Origin of the sequence: Prevotella sp. E15-22, assembly GCF_023204875.1 — a bacterium.
Lineage (GTDB): Bacteria > Bacteroidota > Bacteroidia > Bacteroidales > Bacteroidaceae > Prevotella.
Genome location: NZ_CP096247.1, coordinates 245,516 through 261,905 on the forward strand (window position 1 = coordinate 245,516; position 16,390 = coordinate 261,905).

Sequence of the window (16,390 nt, forward strand, 5' to 3'; positions counted from 1 at the left end):
CATGAAATCGAGAGTGCTTTTCCTTCTGAGGTTCTACTTGCTGACAGTGGCAGTGTTTATGGTTGCCAAGTGGGGATTCATGCTGTGTAACCACGCTGAGGCTTCGTTCTCGTTTGGCGATATGATGGAGGTGTGGTGGCACGGTTTAAGTCTTGACTTGTCAACAGCTCTTTACTTCTTTGCACTGCCGTTCCTGATGATGATGGCGGGCATGTGGCTGACACTGCCTAAATGGCTTGTGAAGTCTTATTATGCTTTCCTGTCTATAGCCTTTGCCCTGGCTTTTGTCAGCGATACGAGTATGTATGCTTTTTGGCATTTCAAGTTAGACGCCGCGTGGCTGCAGTACTTAGAGACGCCTACAGAAGCTATGGCCAGCGTGACGACGGGCTATCTGGTGATGCGTGCCTTGGTGGTTATCATTCTGACCATCCTGCTGTTTCTTTCTTACAACCGAGTGGTGGGCATGCCTGCCTTTAAGCGTGGCACGTGGAAAGAACTGATGTTCTATGTTGTTTTGTTACCTTTGATTGTTATTGGTATCCGTGGCGGATTGGGCGAGTCGACGACCAATACCGGTCAGGCTTATTATTCGCAAAACCAGTTTTTGAATCACTCGGCAGTAAATCCCATCTTCAGTTTCTTCTATTCCATGACGCATCAGTTGGACGACCAGTCGCAATACCAGTTCTTTGAAACAGAGGAATGTGAGCAGATGACGCAAGGCGTTTATACCACCGAGAGTGTTCATGGCGACACCCTGCTCACGACCGACCGCCCCAATGTCTTGGTAATCCTGATGGAGGGCGCTGGTGAGCAGTTCGTTGATGCCATGCCCCATCTGCAGGAACTGAAGAAACAGGGTGTCTATTTCAGTCGATGCTACGCCAACTCATGGCGTACAGACCGTGGTACTGTATGTGCGCTCAGTGGCTATCCATCGTTCCCTAACACCTCGGTGATGAAGATACCTGAGAAGAGTAGTACCCTGCCAAGTGTTGCTTTGAGTCTTCAGCAGCAAGGCTATAAAACAAACTATCTTTATGGTGGCGATATCAACTTCACCAATATGCGATCATATCTGATTGCCACGGGATGGGAGCACCTGATGAGTATGAGTGACTATCCGTTGGGCGAGCAGCGCACCAGTCAGTGGGGTGTGCGTGATGATATCACTTTTGCTACTGTTTATCAGTGGATCAGTCAGGCAGATCATAATACGCATCATCTGTGGGGCTACAGCACTCTCTCCAGTCACGAGCCTTGGGATGTGCCCGTGAAGAAGTTGGACGATGAGGTAGAGAACTCCTTCTGCTATCTGGATGACTGCTTGTTTGATTTCGTTAGCAAGCTCAAGGCCACACCCCAATGGAACAACCTGCTGATTGTTATCACATCCGACCATGGTATTGTGCATGGGAAGATAGACCATATGACGCCATTGCAGATGAACCATATCCCCATGCTGTGGCTAGGTGGTGCTGTTCGTGAGCCACGCGTCATTGATGTGCTGTGTAACCAGAGTGACCTGCCTGCCACCCTGTTGGGACAGTTGCACCTGAATCATGATGCTTATACTTTCAGCAGAGACGTACTGTCAAAGACTTATACGAAGCCAACCGTGGTTCATAATTTCAATAACGTTCAGTGGATATGCGATTCTACTGGTCATGTGCTCTACGACTTCGACCTGAAGCGCATCACCATCAACGAAAGTCCCGATGCCGAGCGACTGGAGCGTTTGGACAAGGCCATGATTCAGTTGACCACGGAAGACCTGCAGAAAAGATAATTTTCCTGTCATATAATGCTTGTTTGAATTATTTTTTGTACTTTTACAGCCGAAAACCGATGATTAAGTTCTTGGATTTACAAAAGGTAACTCAACTTTACGCTACAGAGATCAGTGAGGCTGTGCAGCGAGTGGTTAACTCGGGGTGGTATCTGCAGGGTGCAGAGGTGAAGCGCTTCGAGGAAGACTACGCCAGGTATATTGGTGCGCCCCATTGTGTGGGTGTGGCCAATGGACTGGATGCGCTGATATGGATTTATCGTGCCTATATCGAACTGGGCGTGATGCAGCCTGGCGATGAGGTCATCGTACCTGCCAATACTTATATTGCCTCTATCCTGGCGTTGACAGAGAATGGACTGGTGCCTGTGCTCGTGGAGCCACGACTGGACACATTCGAGCTGGATGACTGTCTCATAGAATCACGTATCACATCACGCACTCGCTCAATCCTGTTGGTACACCTCTATGGTCGTTGTGCCTATACCGACGAGATTGGCCGTCTTTGCAAGAAGTACAACCTGAAACTGGTGGAGGATAATGCCCAGGCGCATGGTTGTTGCTTCGCTGATGGTCGCAGAACTGGCTCCTTGGGCGATGCTGCTGGCCATAGCTTCTATCCAGGCAAGAACTTAGGCGCGTTGGGCGATGGTGGTGCTGTGACGTGTCATGACAAGGTCGTGGCAGACACCATTCGTGCGTTAGCCAACTATGGCAGTCAGCGGAAATATGTCTTCAAGTATACAGGACGCAACAGTCGCTTGGACGAGATTCAGGCTGCGGTGCTCGATGTGAAGTTGAAGTATTTGGATGAGGATAACGAGCATCGCAAGACCATCGCAAAGATCTATAATGAGGGCATCACGAATCCGCGAATCATCCTGCCGACCCAGATGGCCGACAATCAGAATGTGTATCATGTCTATCCTGTGCTCTGCGAGCAGCGTGACGGTCTTCAGACTTATCTGGAGCGGCATGGCGTCCAAACCATCATCCACTATCCCATTCCGCCCCACAAACAAGCATGTTATAAGCAGTGGAACCTTTTGTCTCTGCCTATAACAGAACAAATCCATCAACAAGAACTGAGCCTCCCCATGAGTCCGGTTTTGACACATGAGGAAGCCCAGGAAGTGGTTAGAATCATCAATGCTTATTGATTAAAGAACCTGTTCAGGTCCTTGATAGCTTTGTCGAACTCCTTCGGACGAATGCGATAGTTGTCCACGGGGTTCAACTTACTGTCTGTTACCTCAATGTATCCGGCACCTTCCTTCGTGAGGATCGTATCACCCTCTACGATGAAAGCATAGCGTAGTTCGTTGCCCACAAAATGCCACAGACGTGGTGTCTTGTCGCTGAGCAGTCTGCCAGCAGTATAGTCCTCCAACGGGTTCTTAATGCCCAGGTAGTTATGCATGATGGTCGGCACAAAGTCATAGTGCGTGGTGCGATGGGTATAGACCGCCGTTGTGTCATGGTCGGGCTGATGCACAATGAGAGGCACGCCAATCTGATATTGCGAGAAGTTAGAGTTATGTCCCCAGTAGTTCTTATGGTTCTCATTATACTCCTGAGCATGGTCACCTGTGATGAACACCAGAGAGTTGTCGTAGAGTCCCTGTTCCTTTAAGTTCGCGATTACCTCATGCACCATCTTGTCCGTCTGATAGGCCGAGTTGCGATACAGGTTCCAGAAGGGCGTTGGGTCCATATCGTTGTTCAGCTCGTCAAAGCGGCCATACTCCCACGAAGGCTGAAAGCGGTTCAGTAGTTCCTTCGGCAGACTGTAGGCATGGAGCAGGTCGAAGAAGATGAACGTGAAGAACGGACGCTTCTGTGCCTTCAGCTGAGGCATGTCCGCAATAAAGTCGTCTTTAATCTTCAAATCACGCTCATAGGATGTGGGTAGCGGCGTATCGAGTCTGAGGTTGGGCACGTGTTGGAACAGTAGACGGTCGAAGGGCGGACTCTGCAAGCCAGCACTTGGATACACACGGAAGTCATACCCCAACTCCAGCAGTCGGTCAACAAGTAGCGGACTCAAGCGGGCCGACTGATAAGCTGTCCAGTAATAAGGCTGGATGCCTGTGAACATACCAAAGACTGAGAACGACGTGCCATTGCCACAGCTCACGTGGTTCTTGTACCACTGCTCCTCGTGTGCCAGTTGCCACATGTTGGGCATGCACTCAGGCGTCAGCGACTGACGGCTCCACGAGTCGATAAGGATGACAACGATGTTAGGCAGTTCCAGTTGGCTGCTATCTGCCTTCTGAAGCGGATGCAATGGGTAGCACATCTCGCCTTCGCCACTCATGCCAGAGACCTCCACCACCTCGCGCTTCACGCCAAGACTCTGCATCAGCGAGCTGGCAGACAAGGGGAAGTAATATGGCACCAGGCGTACACTCTGCAGGATGGATGGCTTGGCCACAAAGGAACCATAGACATGAATGCCATTAGCAATCAGGGTGATGCCAACCAACGAGGAAATCAGGATGGTGACGCCTCTCTTCCTGATGCGTGATGATAGCCATTTTGCTGCTGGCCATAGGCCGATGCAGATGCCAATCACCACCAACAACGAGATGCCCTCTGTAAGATAGAGATAGGGCGAGAAGTCAAAGATATCGCCAGCATTAGGGCCCGTAATCATGTTGATGATAAAGCCGTTGATGTGGAAGCGGTATATCTTATACACCTGCATGTTGATGAAGGCCATCGTCGCTAGGACGCTGACAGCACCGATGAAGAGTCCCACGGCCCAACGCTCCTTCTTAAGCAGTGCCAAGGGAAGGAAGAAGATGAGCCACAGTGCCAGCAGCAGTATGGCAGCATGTGATATGCATGAAGTAATGAAAAACAGCCAGCCACTCAGGTCGAGCATGGGCACGATGACATCGTCTTTGATGTAAGACATCAATATGAGAGATGTGAATATGGTGGCTAAAACGTAATAGGTGAAACCTTTCTTCAGTATATTCATGCGTGCAAAATTAGAAAAAAAACATGAAAACGGTCTAAAGAAGCGCAGTATTTTTTAGAAAATAGGCTCCTTTTATGATTTATTTCGTACCTTAGGCTTTGCCGAAGGTACTTACACTCGGAAATGCAAAGAAAATCGAGCTTTTCTTTTGCATTTCACTCGTTATTTCGTACCTTTGTGGTCTTAGTTAGAAAAGATAGTAAAGATAGAGATGAAAAACTATATTAAGTTCCTGAGACCGTTAGGTGCCGTTGCGTGTAATCTGTTCCTAGTCTATGTGGTTTATTTCATAGCCCGCATGGCTTTTCTTTTCGAGAACTGGAACCTCTTTGCCGACAGTCTCACCTGGAGTCATTTCCTCGAGATCCTGAGTGGAGGCCTGACGTTCGACACCTCTGCTATTCTCTATACCAATGCCCTGTGGGTGCTGATGGTGCTGTTCCCCTTGCATAAAAAAGAGACAGCCGCCTATCAACGCGTGTGCCGCTGGGTGTTTGTGGTTGTCAACATCCTGACGTTGGCTCTGAACCTGGGCGATTGCGTCTATTTCCGTTATAGCATGCGACGCACCACCACCACCATCTTCCAGGAGTTCGAGAACGAGAACAACCTGGGAGGCATCTTCTTCACCGAGGCCCTCAGTCATTGGTATTTCTTCCTCTTGGCAGCCTTGATAGCCTGGGGACTGTGGAAACTCTATGTCTCGCCACAGAAGCCGCTGACAAAGAAGGCTCGTCTCTTGCCCTACTATCTCACCATCACCCTGTCGCTCCTTACTTTTGTGCCTTTCTGCGTGGCAGGCATGCGAGGTGGATGGACACGAGACATTCGTCCTATCACGATTTCAAATGCCAATAACTACTGCGACCGTCCTACAGAGGTGGGCTTGGTTCTCAACACACCGTTCGCCTTGATACGCACTATTGGCAAGAACAACTTCGAGGTTATCACCTATTTCGATAATAAAGAAGAGATGGAAGCCCTTTACTCGCCTATCCACACTGGTTGTCAGGGCGATTCTGCTTTCAAGAGAAAGAATGTGGTGGTGATCATCATCGAGAGCTTCGGACGAGAGTATATTGGCACCTATAACCGCCATGTGCCAGGCTACAAAGGCTATACGCCCTTTACAGATTCACTCCTGGCCAATGGCGCGCTGACCTTCACCCACAGCTATTGCAATGGGCGTAAGTCGATTGATGGTATGCCATCTATCCTCTCGTCTATCCCCATGTTCGTAGAGCCCTTCTTCCTGTCGCCCTATTCTGTCAATGATGTCAGCGGACTGGCCGACTGTCTGAACAAAAAGGGCTATGAGACTGCTTTCTTCCATGGTGCTGAGCGTGGCTCTATGGGTTTCATGGCCTTTGCACGTGCCACCAAGTTCCAGGAGTATTTTGGTCGTGAGGACTTCAACAGCGATCCGCGTACGCGTGGTGATGCCGACTTTGATGGTTGGTGGGGCATCAGTGATGAGCCTTTCATGCAGTACTATTGCCAGAAGATGACAGAGATGAAGGAACCCTTTATGACCGCCCTCTTCACCCTGTCGAGCCATCATCCCTTCCGTGTGCCTGATGCTTATAAGGATCAGTTCCCAGAAGAGGACCCAGAGATGCCTATCTATCCCGTTATCCGATATACCGACATGGCCCTGCAGCATTTCTTTGCATCGGCCCAGAAGCAGTCGTGGTTTAAGAACACCATCTTTGTCATTACCAGCGACCATACGAATATGACCAAACTGCCAGAGTATAAGACAGACCTGGGAGGCTTCTGCTCGCCAGTCATCTTCTATGACCCCTCTGGCGAGATGGGAAGTGGTATGGTGGATGCCATTGCTCAGCAGACCGATATCATGCCGACGATTCTTGGTCATCTGGGCTATGATGAGCCTTATCTGTCGTTTGGCATTGACCTGCTCCACACACCTGCCGACAAGACGTGGGCGGTGAACTATCTGAATGGTATCTATCAGTATGTTAAGTATGGCTATGTCATCCAGTTTGATGGTCGTGAGACGCGTGCTGTCTATGCCCTCGATGATACGCTGATGAAGAACAATCTGATAGGAAAGGTGCCTGTCCAGCAGCAGATGGAGCGCGAGTTAAAGGCCATCATTCAGCAGTATATGGAGCGAATGACAGAGAACAGGCTACTTCCTACTAAGTAAGCGGAGCAGACAGATGACAAGCCATTGACTGCTTGTCGTCAAGAAGTTCCTGCGGAAACTTATAACTAAGCTTTTGAATGAACGAGGCCTCCTGGGCTTCGTTCATTTTTTGTATTGTATAAGGCTCACCTGCCAGCATACTGTTAAGGAGAATATGCATAGGCTCGTCGCTCAAAACGGGAATCTTTTCATATTCCTTTTTGAATCTGTCGTCGGCCTGCAGAAGTGCCTGAAACATCAGATGATGCACAAAATAATGAATGGCTTTGTCCTCCTCCTTCCAGTAGGCTAGCATGGCTGCATACCATTTGCCCATGATATAATGGTTCCTGTTGCTGTGCAGGAAACAGTTCTGTATCAGTGTGAACGAGAACTCACCATGCGACCTGAAGAGAAAGACAGGAAGACTGTCGATAGACCTAGGAATGGCAGCCGTCTGTATGCAGGTGGCATCAACCCAGTATCCGCCGTATCTCACCATCAGATAAACACGCAGGATATCCGTAAAATGTGCATGACATATCTTGCCTTTCTGCCATTTCTCCACGATATAAGCAGGCAGTTGTGCATACTGATGAAGATTCTTGGAGGTCAGAACGACAACCTGCATGCCCTCCGACTTAAGTTGCTCAAAGGAATGAATACAGTTCTTGACGATGTCTGGTGCGTTGTCCCTGCCTTGAAGCCAGCAAATCCATATGGTGTGACCTGTGGTGCCATAGCCGGCCATTGTCACAGGCTCAACATCGGTATAGCGTTTCTTGATATAGGCCACACACCGTTTGGGACTCAGTGGGTCCAACTTCTCCCTCAGTGCATGACGCTTCTCCCTGTCGAACACCAATGCCGAGATGGTGTTAGCCAGGAATTTACAGGTCTTAACCTTTAAATAAAACCAAGAATCCATGAAGTGGGAGCATTTATTCCACGAGGTTGTTTTCGTTCAGGTGCTGCTCAATGCCACGCTCAGAGCGAACTAGGTTTTGTTCGTTGTTGCGGTCAATGAGTTTGCGCGTCTCAGCCAGGTTCTTCTTGGTGGGATGTTCTGGATGCCACACGTGGTATTCAATGCACATAAACTTGATGAACAACTTCTTCTTACCAATGCGTTTCAGTCGCTCCTGCACATCCTCGTCCTCATAGCCATAGGCCACAATGGTCTCGTCATAGCCGTTGATAGCCATGATATCGTCGCGCCAGAACGACATGTTGCAACCTCTCAGGTGGTCGTAGTCCTTAAAGAAAGGTGTCAGCAAACTGCATCTGAGTGCGTTCATGCGGTCGTCCAGTCCTGGTCTGAAGAACGAGAACTTCAGCTTCTTGCCCTGCTTCAGCTTGTTGGTATACGCCTCGTTGATTCGGCTTCGACTGCCACAGATGAACTGACCTCGACGAGCATAGCGCATGTGGTCCTGAATGAAATGACGCTCCATGACGATGTCGCCGTCAATCTGGATGATATAGTCGCCAGTGCAAACGGCAAAGCCCATGTTCATCACGATGGTCTTGCGAAAGCCTTTGTTCTCCTGCCAAACGTGCTTCACGGGCATAGGCAGGCGCTGGCGCCATGCTCTGATAAGGTTGGTTGTCTCTTCGGCAGAGCCGTCGTCGGCAATGACAATCTCGTCTGGCATCACCGTTTGTTTGGTAACACTCTCCAGACACAGGTTCAGGGCTATAGGGAAGTTATAAGTAGAGATAATCAGTGTAATTTTCATATTCGCAAGTCAATATATTGGTAACGACCTAACTGTGCTGTTGGTCTTTTGGTTTCTCGTGCACCTTGCCGTCAATCACCTCGAAACGACGGTTAAAGCGCTCGCGCGTGCGCTTCCAGCGGTCGTGCGTCCAAAGATAGCACTCAGGCTGTCGGCGGATGCTCTTTTCCAGTTCGTTGAAATAGATGTCTGTCAGTTGGAACTCCTCCATCTTCCTTGGCTCGCGCGTGATGAGCTTGAACTCAGCCTCATAATAGCCACGCTTCACACGATGTACGTCGAGATAAAAGACAGCCTGATCCAGTTTCGTGGCGATGCGCTCAGTGCCAGAAAGCACGGCCGTGTCGTGATGAAGGAATGGGCACCAGTGATGGATATTCCACCAGAAAGGCGCTTGGTCGGCAATATAGCCAATGACGGTCTGCTTGCCCTGGCGCTTATAGTCCAGGATGCGACGCAAGGAGTCGTTCATGGGAATGCATACAGAGCCGAAGCGCTGACGGATGTGCAGCAGCAGCCTGTCGAAGTCCTTGTTCTCCAACGGATGATACAACTGTCCACATTGTGCCTCGGGTGTAATCCAGAAAGGGAGTGAGGTAATCCATTCCCAGTTGCACAGGTGTCCCAGGTAAATGGCGCACGACTGTCCCTCTTTGACGCATTGGTCCACGGCCTCAGTATTCTTGAAGACCAGTCGCTGCTTCATCTCCTCAGGCTTCATGTTCATCAGCTTGATATTTTCTACCAGATAGTCGCAGAACCATCTGTAGAACTTGCGCTCGATATCCTTATGCTCTTCAGGTTCTAGTTCTGGGAAAGAGGTGACGAGATTGACCCACACCGTGCGACGACGATATCTCAAGATGCGGAACACGATAAAGAAGATGAAGTTGCTCAGCACATACAGCGCACTTAAAGGAAGGTGCGATAGCAGGTACCATGAAGCGTAAAGCAGATAGTATAACGCTTTTTTCATATCGTGCTGTGTTAGTCGTTTGCGTATATCGTCTTGATCTGGGCGTAGAAATGCTCGTAGTTCAGATGGTCGTTGAAGTCAGCCTTGGCCTGACTGCCCAGCTTCTGGCGCAGGTCGGCATCATCGATGAGTCGGCTCATGGCCTCTGCCAGTTGATTGGCATTGCCTGGCGCAACGAGCAAGCCATTGCGACCGTCTTCTACGTATTCGCGCTGACCACCATTATCCGTGACCACCACAGGATGACCTTGCGACATATATTCCTGGGGCGACAACGGACAACCTTCGCGTACAGTAGAGGCCAGAATGCCAAAGTCGGCACCAGCCACATAGGGCAGCACAGGATGGCGGAAGCCAGCGAAGATAATCTTCTCGCCGATGCCTTTCGCCTTGACGGTCGTCTTCAGATGCTCCGTATACTCATCACTTCCCTTGCCAATGAGCACCAGTTTGAAGTTCTTGTCCTTGATTTGCTCCACAGCATCCAGCAGCACGTCAATGCCCTTCTCAGGATCCAGTCGGCCATGGAACATAGCCAGCACAGTCTCTGCTGGGATGTTGAACTCGGTACGGATATCCACAGGAACAGTATTCTCAGGCACCACAATACTCGTATGGACGATGCCCAACTTCTTCGTGTCAATTGTTGGGTTGGTGCCCAGGAATGCGTCGGTGGAAATCTGTGAGTCCATGATTAGTCTGTCCAACTGTCCATACAGCCAGCGATAGAGCATGGTGTTCTTGCCAGGGCGCGTCAAGTGACGACACATCACCACCTGGATATCCTTGCGGCCAGAGAACTTCCTGGCATAGCATGCCGTATAGGCATCCTTGAAGTTGTGAGCATGTATAGTGCATTTGCCGGCCTTCTTGACGATAGAGGCCAGTTGCCAGCCACTCTTCAAGTCGAGCGCGCCTCCCAGGGGCAGGCGATAGACCGTGATGCCAGCCTCCTCGTATTTCTTGCTGATGCTGTCGATGGGTTTGCAGATGATGTTCACCTCAATACCGTCTTTGCGCTGGCGCTGACAGAGGTCGTAAACATATTGTTCACCGCCTCCCCATTCTTTATTAGAGACAATGTGGAATATCTTCATGCAGACGTTGTATTTTTCCTTTTATTCATATGTATTATGTTTGCAAAAGTACTAAATATTCAGTGATTGTGCAAATATAAAAAGAATTATTTTGCCATTTCAGTTTTTTGTGCTACCTTTGGCAAAGTTAAAACACAGAATCATTATGGCATCTTACGATATCGACATTTTGCACGAGCATATCCTGCAGATCCTGTTGTCAGTTGACAAGGTCTGTCGCGAGCATCATCTGACTTACTATTGCTGGGCAGGCACCATGCTGGGTGCCGTTCGCCACAAGGGCTTTATTCCCTGGGACGATGATATGGACATCTGTATGCCTCGTCCTGACTACGACAAGCTGATGATGCATGCCCACGAATGGCTGCCACAGCCCCTCGAGGCCTTGTCTATCGAGACCGACGCCCATTATCCTGGCGGCTTTGGCAAGATTGTCGATGGTAGTACCACGCTGATTGAGCGTGAGCATAGTGACTATGTGGGCGGCATCTATATCGATGTTTTTCCCATTGATGGCGCACCAGCGTCCAAGTTGGCACGCCGTCTGTGCGTGGCTCGCTATAAGGCAATGGATAAGTTACTCTATTTCCTCCATCGCGACCCCTATAAGCATGGCCATGGCCCCAGTTCGTGGCCAGTGCTCCTCATCCAGAAACTTTTTACGCACGAGTGGGCGCGCAAGCAGTTGCGTGCGGCCTATCTGGCCTACGACTATGAAAAGTCGGAGTATGTGCTCGACTACGACGATGGTGTGAATGGCGTGATTCCCAAGACCATGCTGGGCAAACCTACGCCTGTGAGGTTTGAGGGCTACGAGGTGATGGGCGTGGAGCATGCCGATGCCTATCTGCGCAATAAGTACGGCGACTATATGGTTGTTCCTCCTCACGACAACCAGCGTCAGCACAATTTCTTCTATTTGGATTATAACCTGCCCTTCAGGCAGTATCAGGACAAGCGTTCGTTCGTTAACCGCGATAACGCTTCTCGATAATCTTCGACACCAGGATGAACTGATATTGAGCTGCCATCAACGAGCGGATAAGGCCGCGTGTGCCCATGCGGAAGCTGCCGTCCATCACGTAGCTCTTGAAGAAGCGCCACACAGGGCGCCAGAACAGGGCCATCGTACCATACTGCTTCTTGTCGGTCTCGTTGTCGGTATAGATGTTCATCTTGGTGATATACTCATGCATGGTCTCGTCCATCAGGTGCAGCAGACGAGCCTCCTTCCTTGCTTTCAACTTCTCCACGCGTCCAGGCACTTTTGGCAGTGAATGGATGTAGGGTGGCCATTCTGTGCCTTCGCGCACCAGGAAGCGAAGTTGATAGTCGTAGTGGAAGTCGCGCACAAACATGCTCATAAACATGTTCTGGCGTGGAATATAGTAGCCAGCGGCACAGTTGGGCTGCTGAATCAGCTCGTAGAGCTCTTCGCGAAGTTCAGGTGTCACAATCTCGTCGGCATCCACCACAAAGGCCCATTTGTTCGAGGCACTCTGAATGGCAAAAGTCCTGGCAGGCTCGCAGCAGGTGTGGTTCTCCTTGGGGAAGGTCACAATCTTGCAGCCATACTCCTTGGCAATCTCCAGCGTGTGGTCTGTGCTCTCCATGTCGCACACCACCACCTCGTCAAAGTCCTTCACCGAGTCGAGCACCTTGCGCAGGTGCTGCTCAGCGTTATAGGTGTTGATGATCACCGATATCTTGTTGTCTTCGCTCATAGTCTACTATTTCAATACGGTGTGAACGGCGTTGATCACTGTCGTGGTGATATAGTCCAGCTGCTCAGCAGTCAGCTGTGGATAGCAGGGCAGCGAGATCTCGTGGTGATAGTTCTCGTAGGCCTGCGGATAGTCCTCAATCTGATAGCCCAGTCCGTGGAAGAAGGTGAGCATGGGCATGGGGATGAAGTGCACGTTGACAGCCACCTCGCTCTTCGATATCTCGTTGATAATCTCGTCGCGCTGCTCCTCCGTGATATCCTTGATGCGCAGGGCATACACGTGGTACGAACTCTCTCTGACCCCATCGTTGCAGGGGGGCAGGATGCTCCACGACTGATTCTTGAAGGCGTTGTTATAAGCCTCGAACACGCGCTTGCGTTCCTTCAGCAGGTCGTCGTACTGGCGAATCTGTGCCAAACCGATGGCAGCGTTCACGTCGGCCATATTGGCCTTCATGCCCATGCCAACGATATCGTAGCGCCAGCCACCCACCTTTGTCTTGGTGAAGGCATCCTTGGTCTGACAGTTCAGTGCCTTCATGCGCAGTTCTGCATACAGCTCGTCGTTGTCAAACGGCTCAGGCATGTTCAGACAGATGGCACCACCCTCAGCCGTTGTCACGTTCTTCACAGCATGGAGCGAGAAGATAGCGATATCAGTCTCAGAGCCAGAGTGCTGCTGATGATAGTAGGCGCCGATAGAGTGGGCCGAGTCGCTCATCACAACGATGCGTCCCAACTTCTCCATCACAGGCGATGTGGCCTGGAACATGGCCTTAATCTCAGGCTCGTTGACCAGTTGCATGATGGCGTCGTAGTCGCAGGGCCAACCAGCAATGTCCACAGGGATGATGGCCTTTGTCTTGGGTGTGATGGCCTTGCGGATGGCGTCAACCGATATGTTCAGGTCCTCGCCAGAGTCCACCATCACAGGTTTGCCGCCAGCCCACAGCACAGCCAGGGCAGTGGCGCAATAGGTGTAGGCAGGCACGATGACCTCGTCGCCAGGCTGGATGCCCAGCCAGCGAAGCATCAGGATGGCACCTGTTGTCCATGAGTTGACGCACAGCACGCGCTGGGCGTTTGACAGTTTCTGGATTTCCTCTTCCAGGGCCTTCACCTTGGGGCCTGTGGTAATCCAGCCAGACTTCAGTGAGTCGGTTACTTCTGCTATTACACTATCGTCAATATAGGGTGGCGAAAAAGGGATTTTCATAATACAAATAGAATATTTGGTGCAAAGTTACGCATTATTTCTGATAATAAGCGTCTTTATAGATTGTTTTTTATTGTTTTTGTGTGTATAAGGTTCATTGGGATAATCCGAACGAGTCATTGCAATAATCCCTATGGGGGTATAGAGATGATTGCAATGAGTCATAGAAACCATCCGAACAGGTCATAGAAACTATCCCTTTAAGGCAAAGGTGACAGCCCTATAAACCCTGATTGGCTTTGGGCTGGAATGATAATTATGTGGTTTTCAACTAAAAAAATAGGTTAAAAAATTGCTGAATATTTGGAAGTAACAAATAAAAAAATATATCTTTGCAGCATCAAACTAAAAACATCGTTGAAACTTAAAACGAAATATCATACGATTATGAACAAGTTGACCACGAAAGAAGAAGAGGTAATGGAGAAGATCTGGCAGATTGAGCCATGTGCTCCAAAGGACGTGCAGGCCACTTATGAGGAGCCTGTGCCCCATATCAACACGATTGCCACCGTTTTCCAGATTCTGGAACGCAAGGGATTCCTGACTCACGAACCAAAAGGACGTGGCTATGTCTATAGCTCGACCATTGCCAAGGAGGATTATGGAAAGTCGAAGTTGGGTACCTTTGTAGACCACTATTTCAAGAAGTCGTACCTCAAGTTGGTGTCTGCCTTGATTGAGAATGAGAACGTGACGGAACAGGAACTGCTGGACTACCTGCAGGAACTGAAAAACAATAAGCGCTAAAACACAATGGCATCATTCATCATTTATATCATACGCTGGGGGTTAGTACTTACACTCCTCTATTCGTTCTTCGGACTGATGATGAAGCGTGAGACGCTGCATCATGTCAACCGTGTGGTGTTGTTGACTATTCTCATAACCAGCATGGTGCTTCCAATGTGTCAGATAGAGACTAATGAGACCAATATTGTGGCCAAAGGGCGTGAGATGATTGAATGCCAGATTCAAAACGTCCACAGTCCGCTTCTGACCAATATGCCACTCTCCACCAATAGTCCGGATGTGGAGGCATCACTACAGCCACTTCCTGTTAGTAGAGACTCACATCAGGTTCAAGAGGCTAAGGCCTCACCGAATGCCAATATCTATATCGTCGGCCTCATTGCCATTTATATAATTGGTGTTGTGGTGAGCATCCTGTATTTCCTTTGGCAGGTTTTCTCCTTGCTTCTGCTCATTCATCGTGGCAAGCGTATTGAGGTGGAGGGTCTGCCAAACTATGTGCATGTGTTGACTCATCCCGCTGTAGATACTCCATGCAGTTGGATGCGGTGGATGATTCTCAGTCCGTCTGACGCTATGCAAGTGAAAAAGGGAGAGAAGTCGGCACAGCTCATCGTCAGCCATGAGCAGGCTCATATCTGCTTGGGACATTCATGGGACATGCTCTTTTGTGAACTGGTATGCCGCATGCTGTGGTGTGTGCCCTTTGTATGGATGCTACGCCAAGACCTGCGCGATGTTCACGAATACCAGGCCGACCGTCGTGTGCTCTCCTTGGGTGTTAAAGATGAAGAATATCAGCTGTTATTAATACGTAAAGCCACTGGCACGGGACTGCAGCCTGTCGTCAACGCTTTGAACCAAAGTCCAATTAAAAGAAGATTCAAAATGATGTATCAGAAACCATCCCGACGATGGGCGTCGCTGAAAGCAGCCTATCTTTTGCCCCTGAGTGTAATGGCACTTGCTGCCTTTGCTCAAGTTAAGAACGTTGCCCAACCTTTGTCTGGCAGCAATGACAACGATTATGTCTACACCTTTGTGCGCGACGAGTCGTTAGAGTATGATGCCAAGAAACCGATGCCAGATAATGCTGACAAGCGCTATGAAATGGTGATGTATTGGTTGGAGCAGAACATGCAGTACACCGATGACATGCGTGCACGCGGCATTGGTGGTAATATCACCGTTCAGCCTTATGTCAACTCTGACGGTAGCTATGGCAATGTAAAGTGGCCAGACAACTTAGACCCTGCGTTGAAAGCCGAGGTACAACGCCTAATGAAAGCGATGCCTAAACCACTGATGAAGGGACTATTGCCCCTTACTACCAAGCAAGGCTATACGTATCTCGTTGTACCCATCTTTGATCGCACGCAGAGACATCAACCGTTTAACAAACGCGAAAGAATGATAGTTTGGCATGAGGACAAAGATAGCAAAGTGCCTCCGCGTTTGCGTCAGTATTACTTGGTCAACATTCCTTTGGGTGCCACCTACGTTGATATGGAAGGCTCGTCACATATCATCACCCGTCGTGGTATGGTTCTCCAAAGGTCAGCCAGTGACTACTTTGGATTGATACTACAGGAAAACGTAAAACTGTCTCTTAATGGCGAGCCTTTCGATAGGAACAGTCTGCCCGATCTTCCTGCCGATGACCTGAAGAAGGTGGTATTCAAGAAGAGTCCTTCTTCGCCAGAGCAGCATCTTGTCGATTTTCAAACCAAGTAGAATTATTCAGACAAATAAGTCAATAATAATAGTAAGTAGTTAGAGTACCAGGTACAAGGCTGGGGGATGCTGAGAAGTATTCCCCAGCCTGTCTTTTTTCCGTAGTGAACGGACTCGCAGTCCGACGGGGACGGACTGAGAGTCCGAAGGCGTCGGACTGTGAGTATCTCGTCAAAGAACTGTTTCCAACTTTTTTTGAAAAAAAGTGTCGCCCTG

Annotated in this window: 13 protein-coding genes; 6 read left to right on the forward strand and 7 right to left on the reverse strand. The window is 49.6% G+C overall.

The features are described 5' to 3' along the window. The first annotated feature begins 1 nt into the window (after window position 1). The gene (locus tag M1D30_RS00955; RefSeq protein WP_248505300.1) at window positions 2-1,792 is read left to right on the forward strand and encodes an LTA synthase family protein; all 1,791 of its coding nucleotides are present in this window, start codon (window positions 2-4) and stop codon (window positions 1,790-1,792) included. A 59-nt stretch (window positions 1,793-1,851) separates the two neighbouring features. Further along, on the forward strand, window positions 1,852-2,952 hold the full coding sequence (locus M1D30_RS00960; protein WP_248505302.1) for a DegT/DnrJ/EryC1/StrS aminotransferase family protein: 1,101 nt from the start codon (window positions 1,852-1,854) through the stop codon (window positions 2,950-2,952). On the opposite strand, the gene M1D30_RS00965 is transcribed toward M1D30_RS00960, so the two are convergent. After that, window positions 2,946-4,781, reverse strand: coding sequence for a sulfatase-like hydrolase/transferase (locus tag M1D30_RS00965; protein WP_248505304.1), 1,836 nt, complete (start codon window positions 4,779-4,781; stop codon window positions 2,946-2,948). The genes M1D30_RS00960 and M1D30_RS00965 overlap by 7 nt on opposite strands. 211 nt (window positions 4,782-4,992) lie before the next feature. Here M1D30_RS00965 and M1D30_RS00970 point away from each other — a divergent pair, with 211 nt between their 5' ends. Further along, the gene (locus M1D30_RS00970) at window positions 4,993-6,954 is read left to right on the forward strand and encodes an LTA synthase family protein (RefSeq protein ID WP_248505306.1); all 1,962 of its coding nucleotides are present in this window, start codon (window positions 4,993-4,995) and stop codon (window positions 6,952-6,954) included. Here M1D30_RS00970 and M1D30_RS00975 read toward each other — a convergent pair. From M1D30_RS00975 to M1D30_RS00990, 4 genes are read right to left on the reverse strand one after another with little or no spacing between them, the layout of a single operon-like run. Beyond that, window positions 6,947-7,861, reverse strand: a complete 915-nt coding sequence (locus M1D30_RS00975) for a capsular polysaccharide synthesis protein (RefSeq protein ID WP_248505308.1) — start codon at window positions 7,859-7,861, stop codon at window positions 6,947-6,949. The two genes, M1D30_RS00970 and M1D30_RS00975, sit on opposite strands and share 8 nt — an antisense overlap. Before the next feature lie 13 nt (window positions 7,862-7,874). Beyond that, window positions 7,875-8,672: a glycosyltransferase family 2 protein gene (locus M1D30_RS00980; RefSeq protein WP_248505310.1), complete on the reverse strand. Its 798-nt coding sequence runs from the start codon at window positions 8,670-8,672 to the stop codon at window positions 7,875-7,877. Between the two features lie 28 nt (window positions 8,673-8,700). Continuing rightward, entirely contained in the window at window positions 8,701-9,648 is a 948-nt protein-coding gene (locus M1D30_RS00985; RefSeq protein ID WP_248505312.1) for a lysophospholipid acyltransferase family protein, read from the reverse strand. Between the two features lie 11 nt (window positions 9,649-9,659). Further along, window positions 9,660-10,745 (reverse strand): glycosyltransferase family 4 protein, encoded by a 1,086-nt coding sequence (locus M1D30_RS00990; protein WP_248505314.1) that lies wholly within the window; start codon window positions 10,743-10,745, stop codon window positions 9,660-9,662. Window positions 10,746-10,890: 145 nt separating this feature from the next. Between M1D30_RS00990 and M1D30_RS00995 the strand changes: the two genes are divergently transcribed. Beyond that, window positions 10,891-11,739, forward strand: coding sequence for a phosphorylcholine transferase LicD (locus M1D30_RS00995; protein ID WP_248505316.1), 849 nt, complete (start codon window positions 10,891-10,893; stop codon window positions 11,737-11,739). Here the strand turns inward: M1D30_RS00995 and M1D30_RS01000 are convergent. Together M1D30_RS01000 and M1D30_RS01005 are read right to left on the reverse strand one after the other, a co-directional pair. Beyond that, window positions 11,714-12,469 carry a glycosyltransferase family 2 protein gene (locus M1D30_RS01000; protein WP_248505318.1) on the reverse strand — a complete coding sequence of 252 codons (756 nt, stop codon included), beginning with the start codon at window positions 12,467-12,469 and terminating at the stop codon, window positions 11,714-11,716. The genes M1D30_RS00995 and M1D30_RS01000 overlap by 26 nt on opposite strands. A gap of 6 nt (window positions 12,470-12,475) precedes the next feature. Beyond that, complete coding sequence (locus M1D30_RS01005; protein ID WP_248505320.1) at window positions 12,476-13,687, reverse strand: DegT/DnrJ/EryC1/StrS aminotransferase family protein; 1,212 nt, start codon at window positions 13,685-13,687, stop codon at window positions 12,476-12,478. Window positions 13,688-14,074: 387 nt separating this feature from the next. Between M1D30_RS01005 and M1D30_RS01010 the strand changes: the two genes are divergently transcribed. Beyond that, entirely contained in the window at window positions 14,075-14,437 is a 363-nt protein-coding gene (locus tag M1D30_RS01010) for a BlaI/MecI/CopY family transcriptional regulator (RefSeq protein WP_248505322.1), read from the forward strand. 6 nt (window positions 14,438-14,443) lie between these two features. After that, window positions 14,444-16,174 (forward strand): M56 family metallopeptidase, encoded by a 1,731-nt coding sequence (locus tag M1D30_RS01015; RefSeq protein ID WP_248505324.1) that lies wholly within the window; start codon window positions 14,444-14,446, stop codon window positions 16,172-16,174. Window positions 16,175-16,390: the final 216 nt, after the last annotated feature.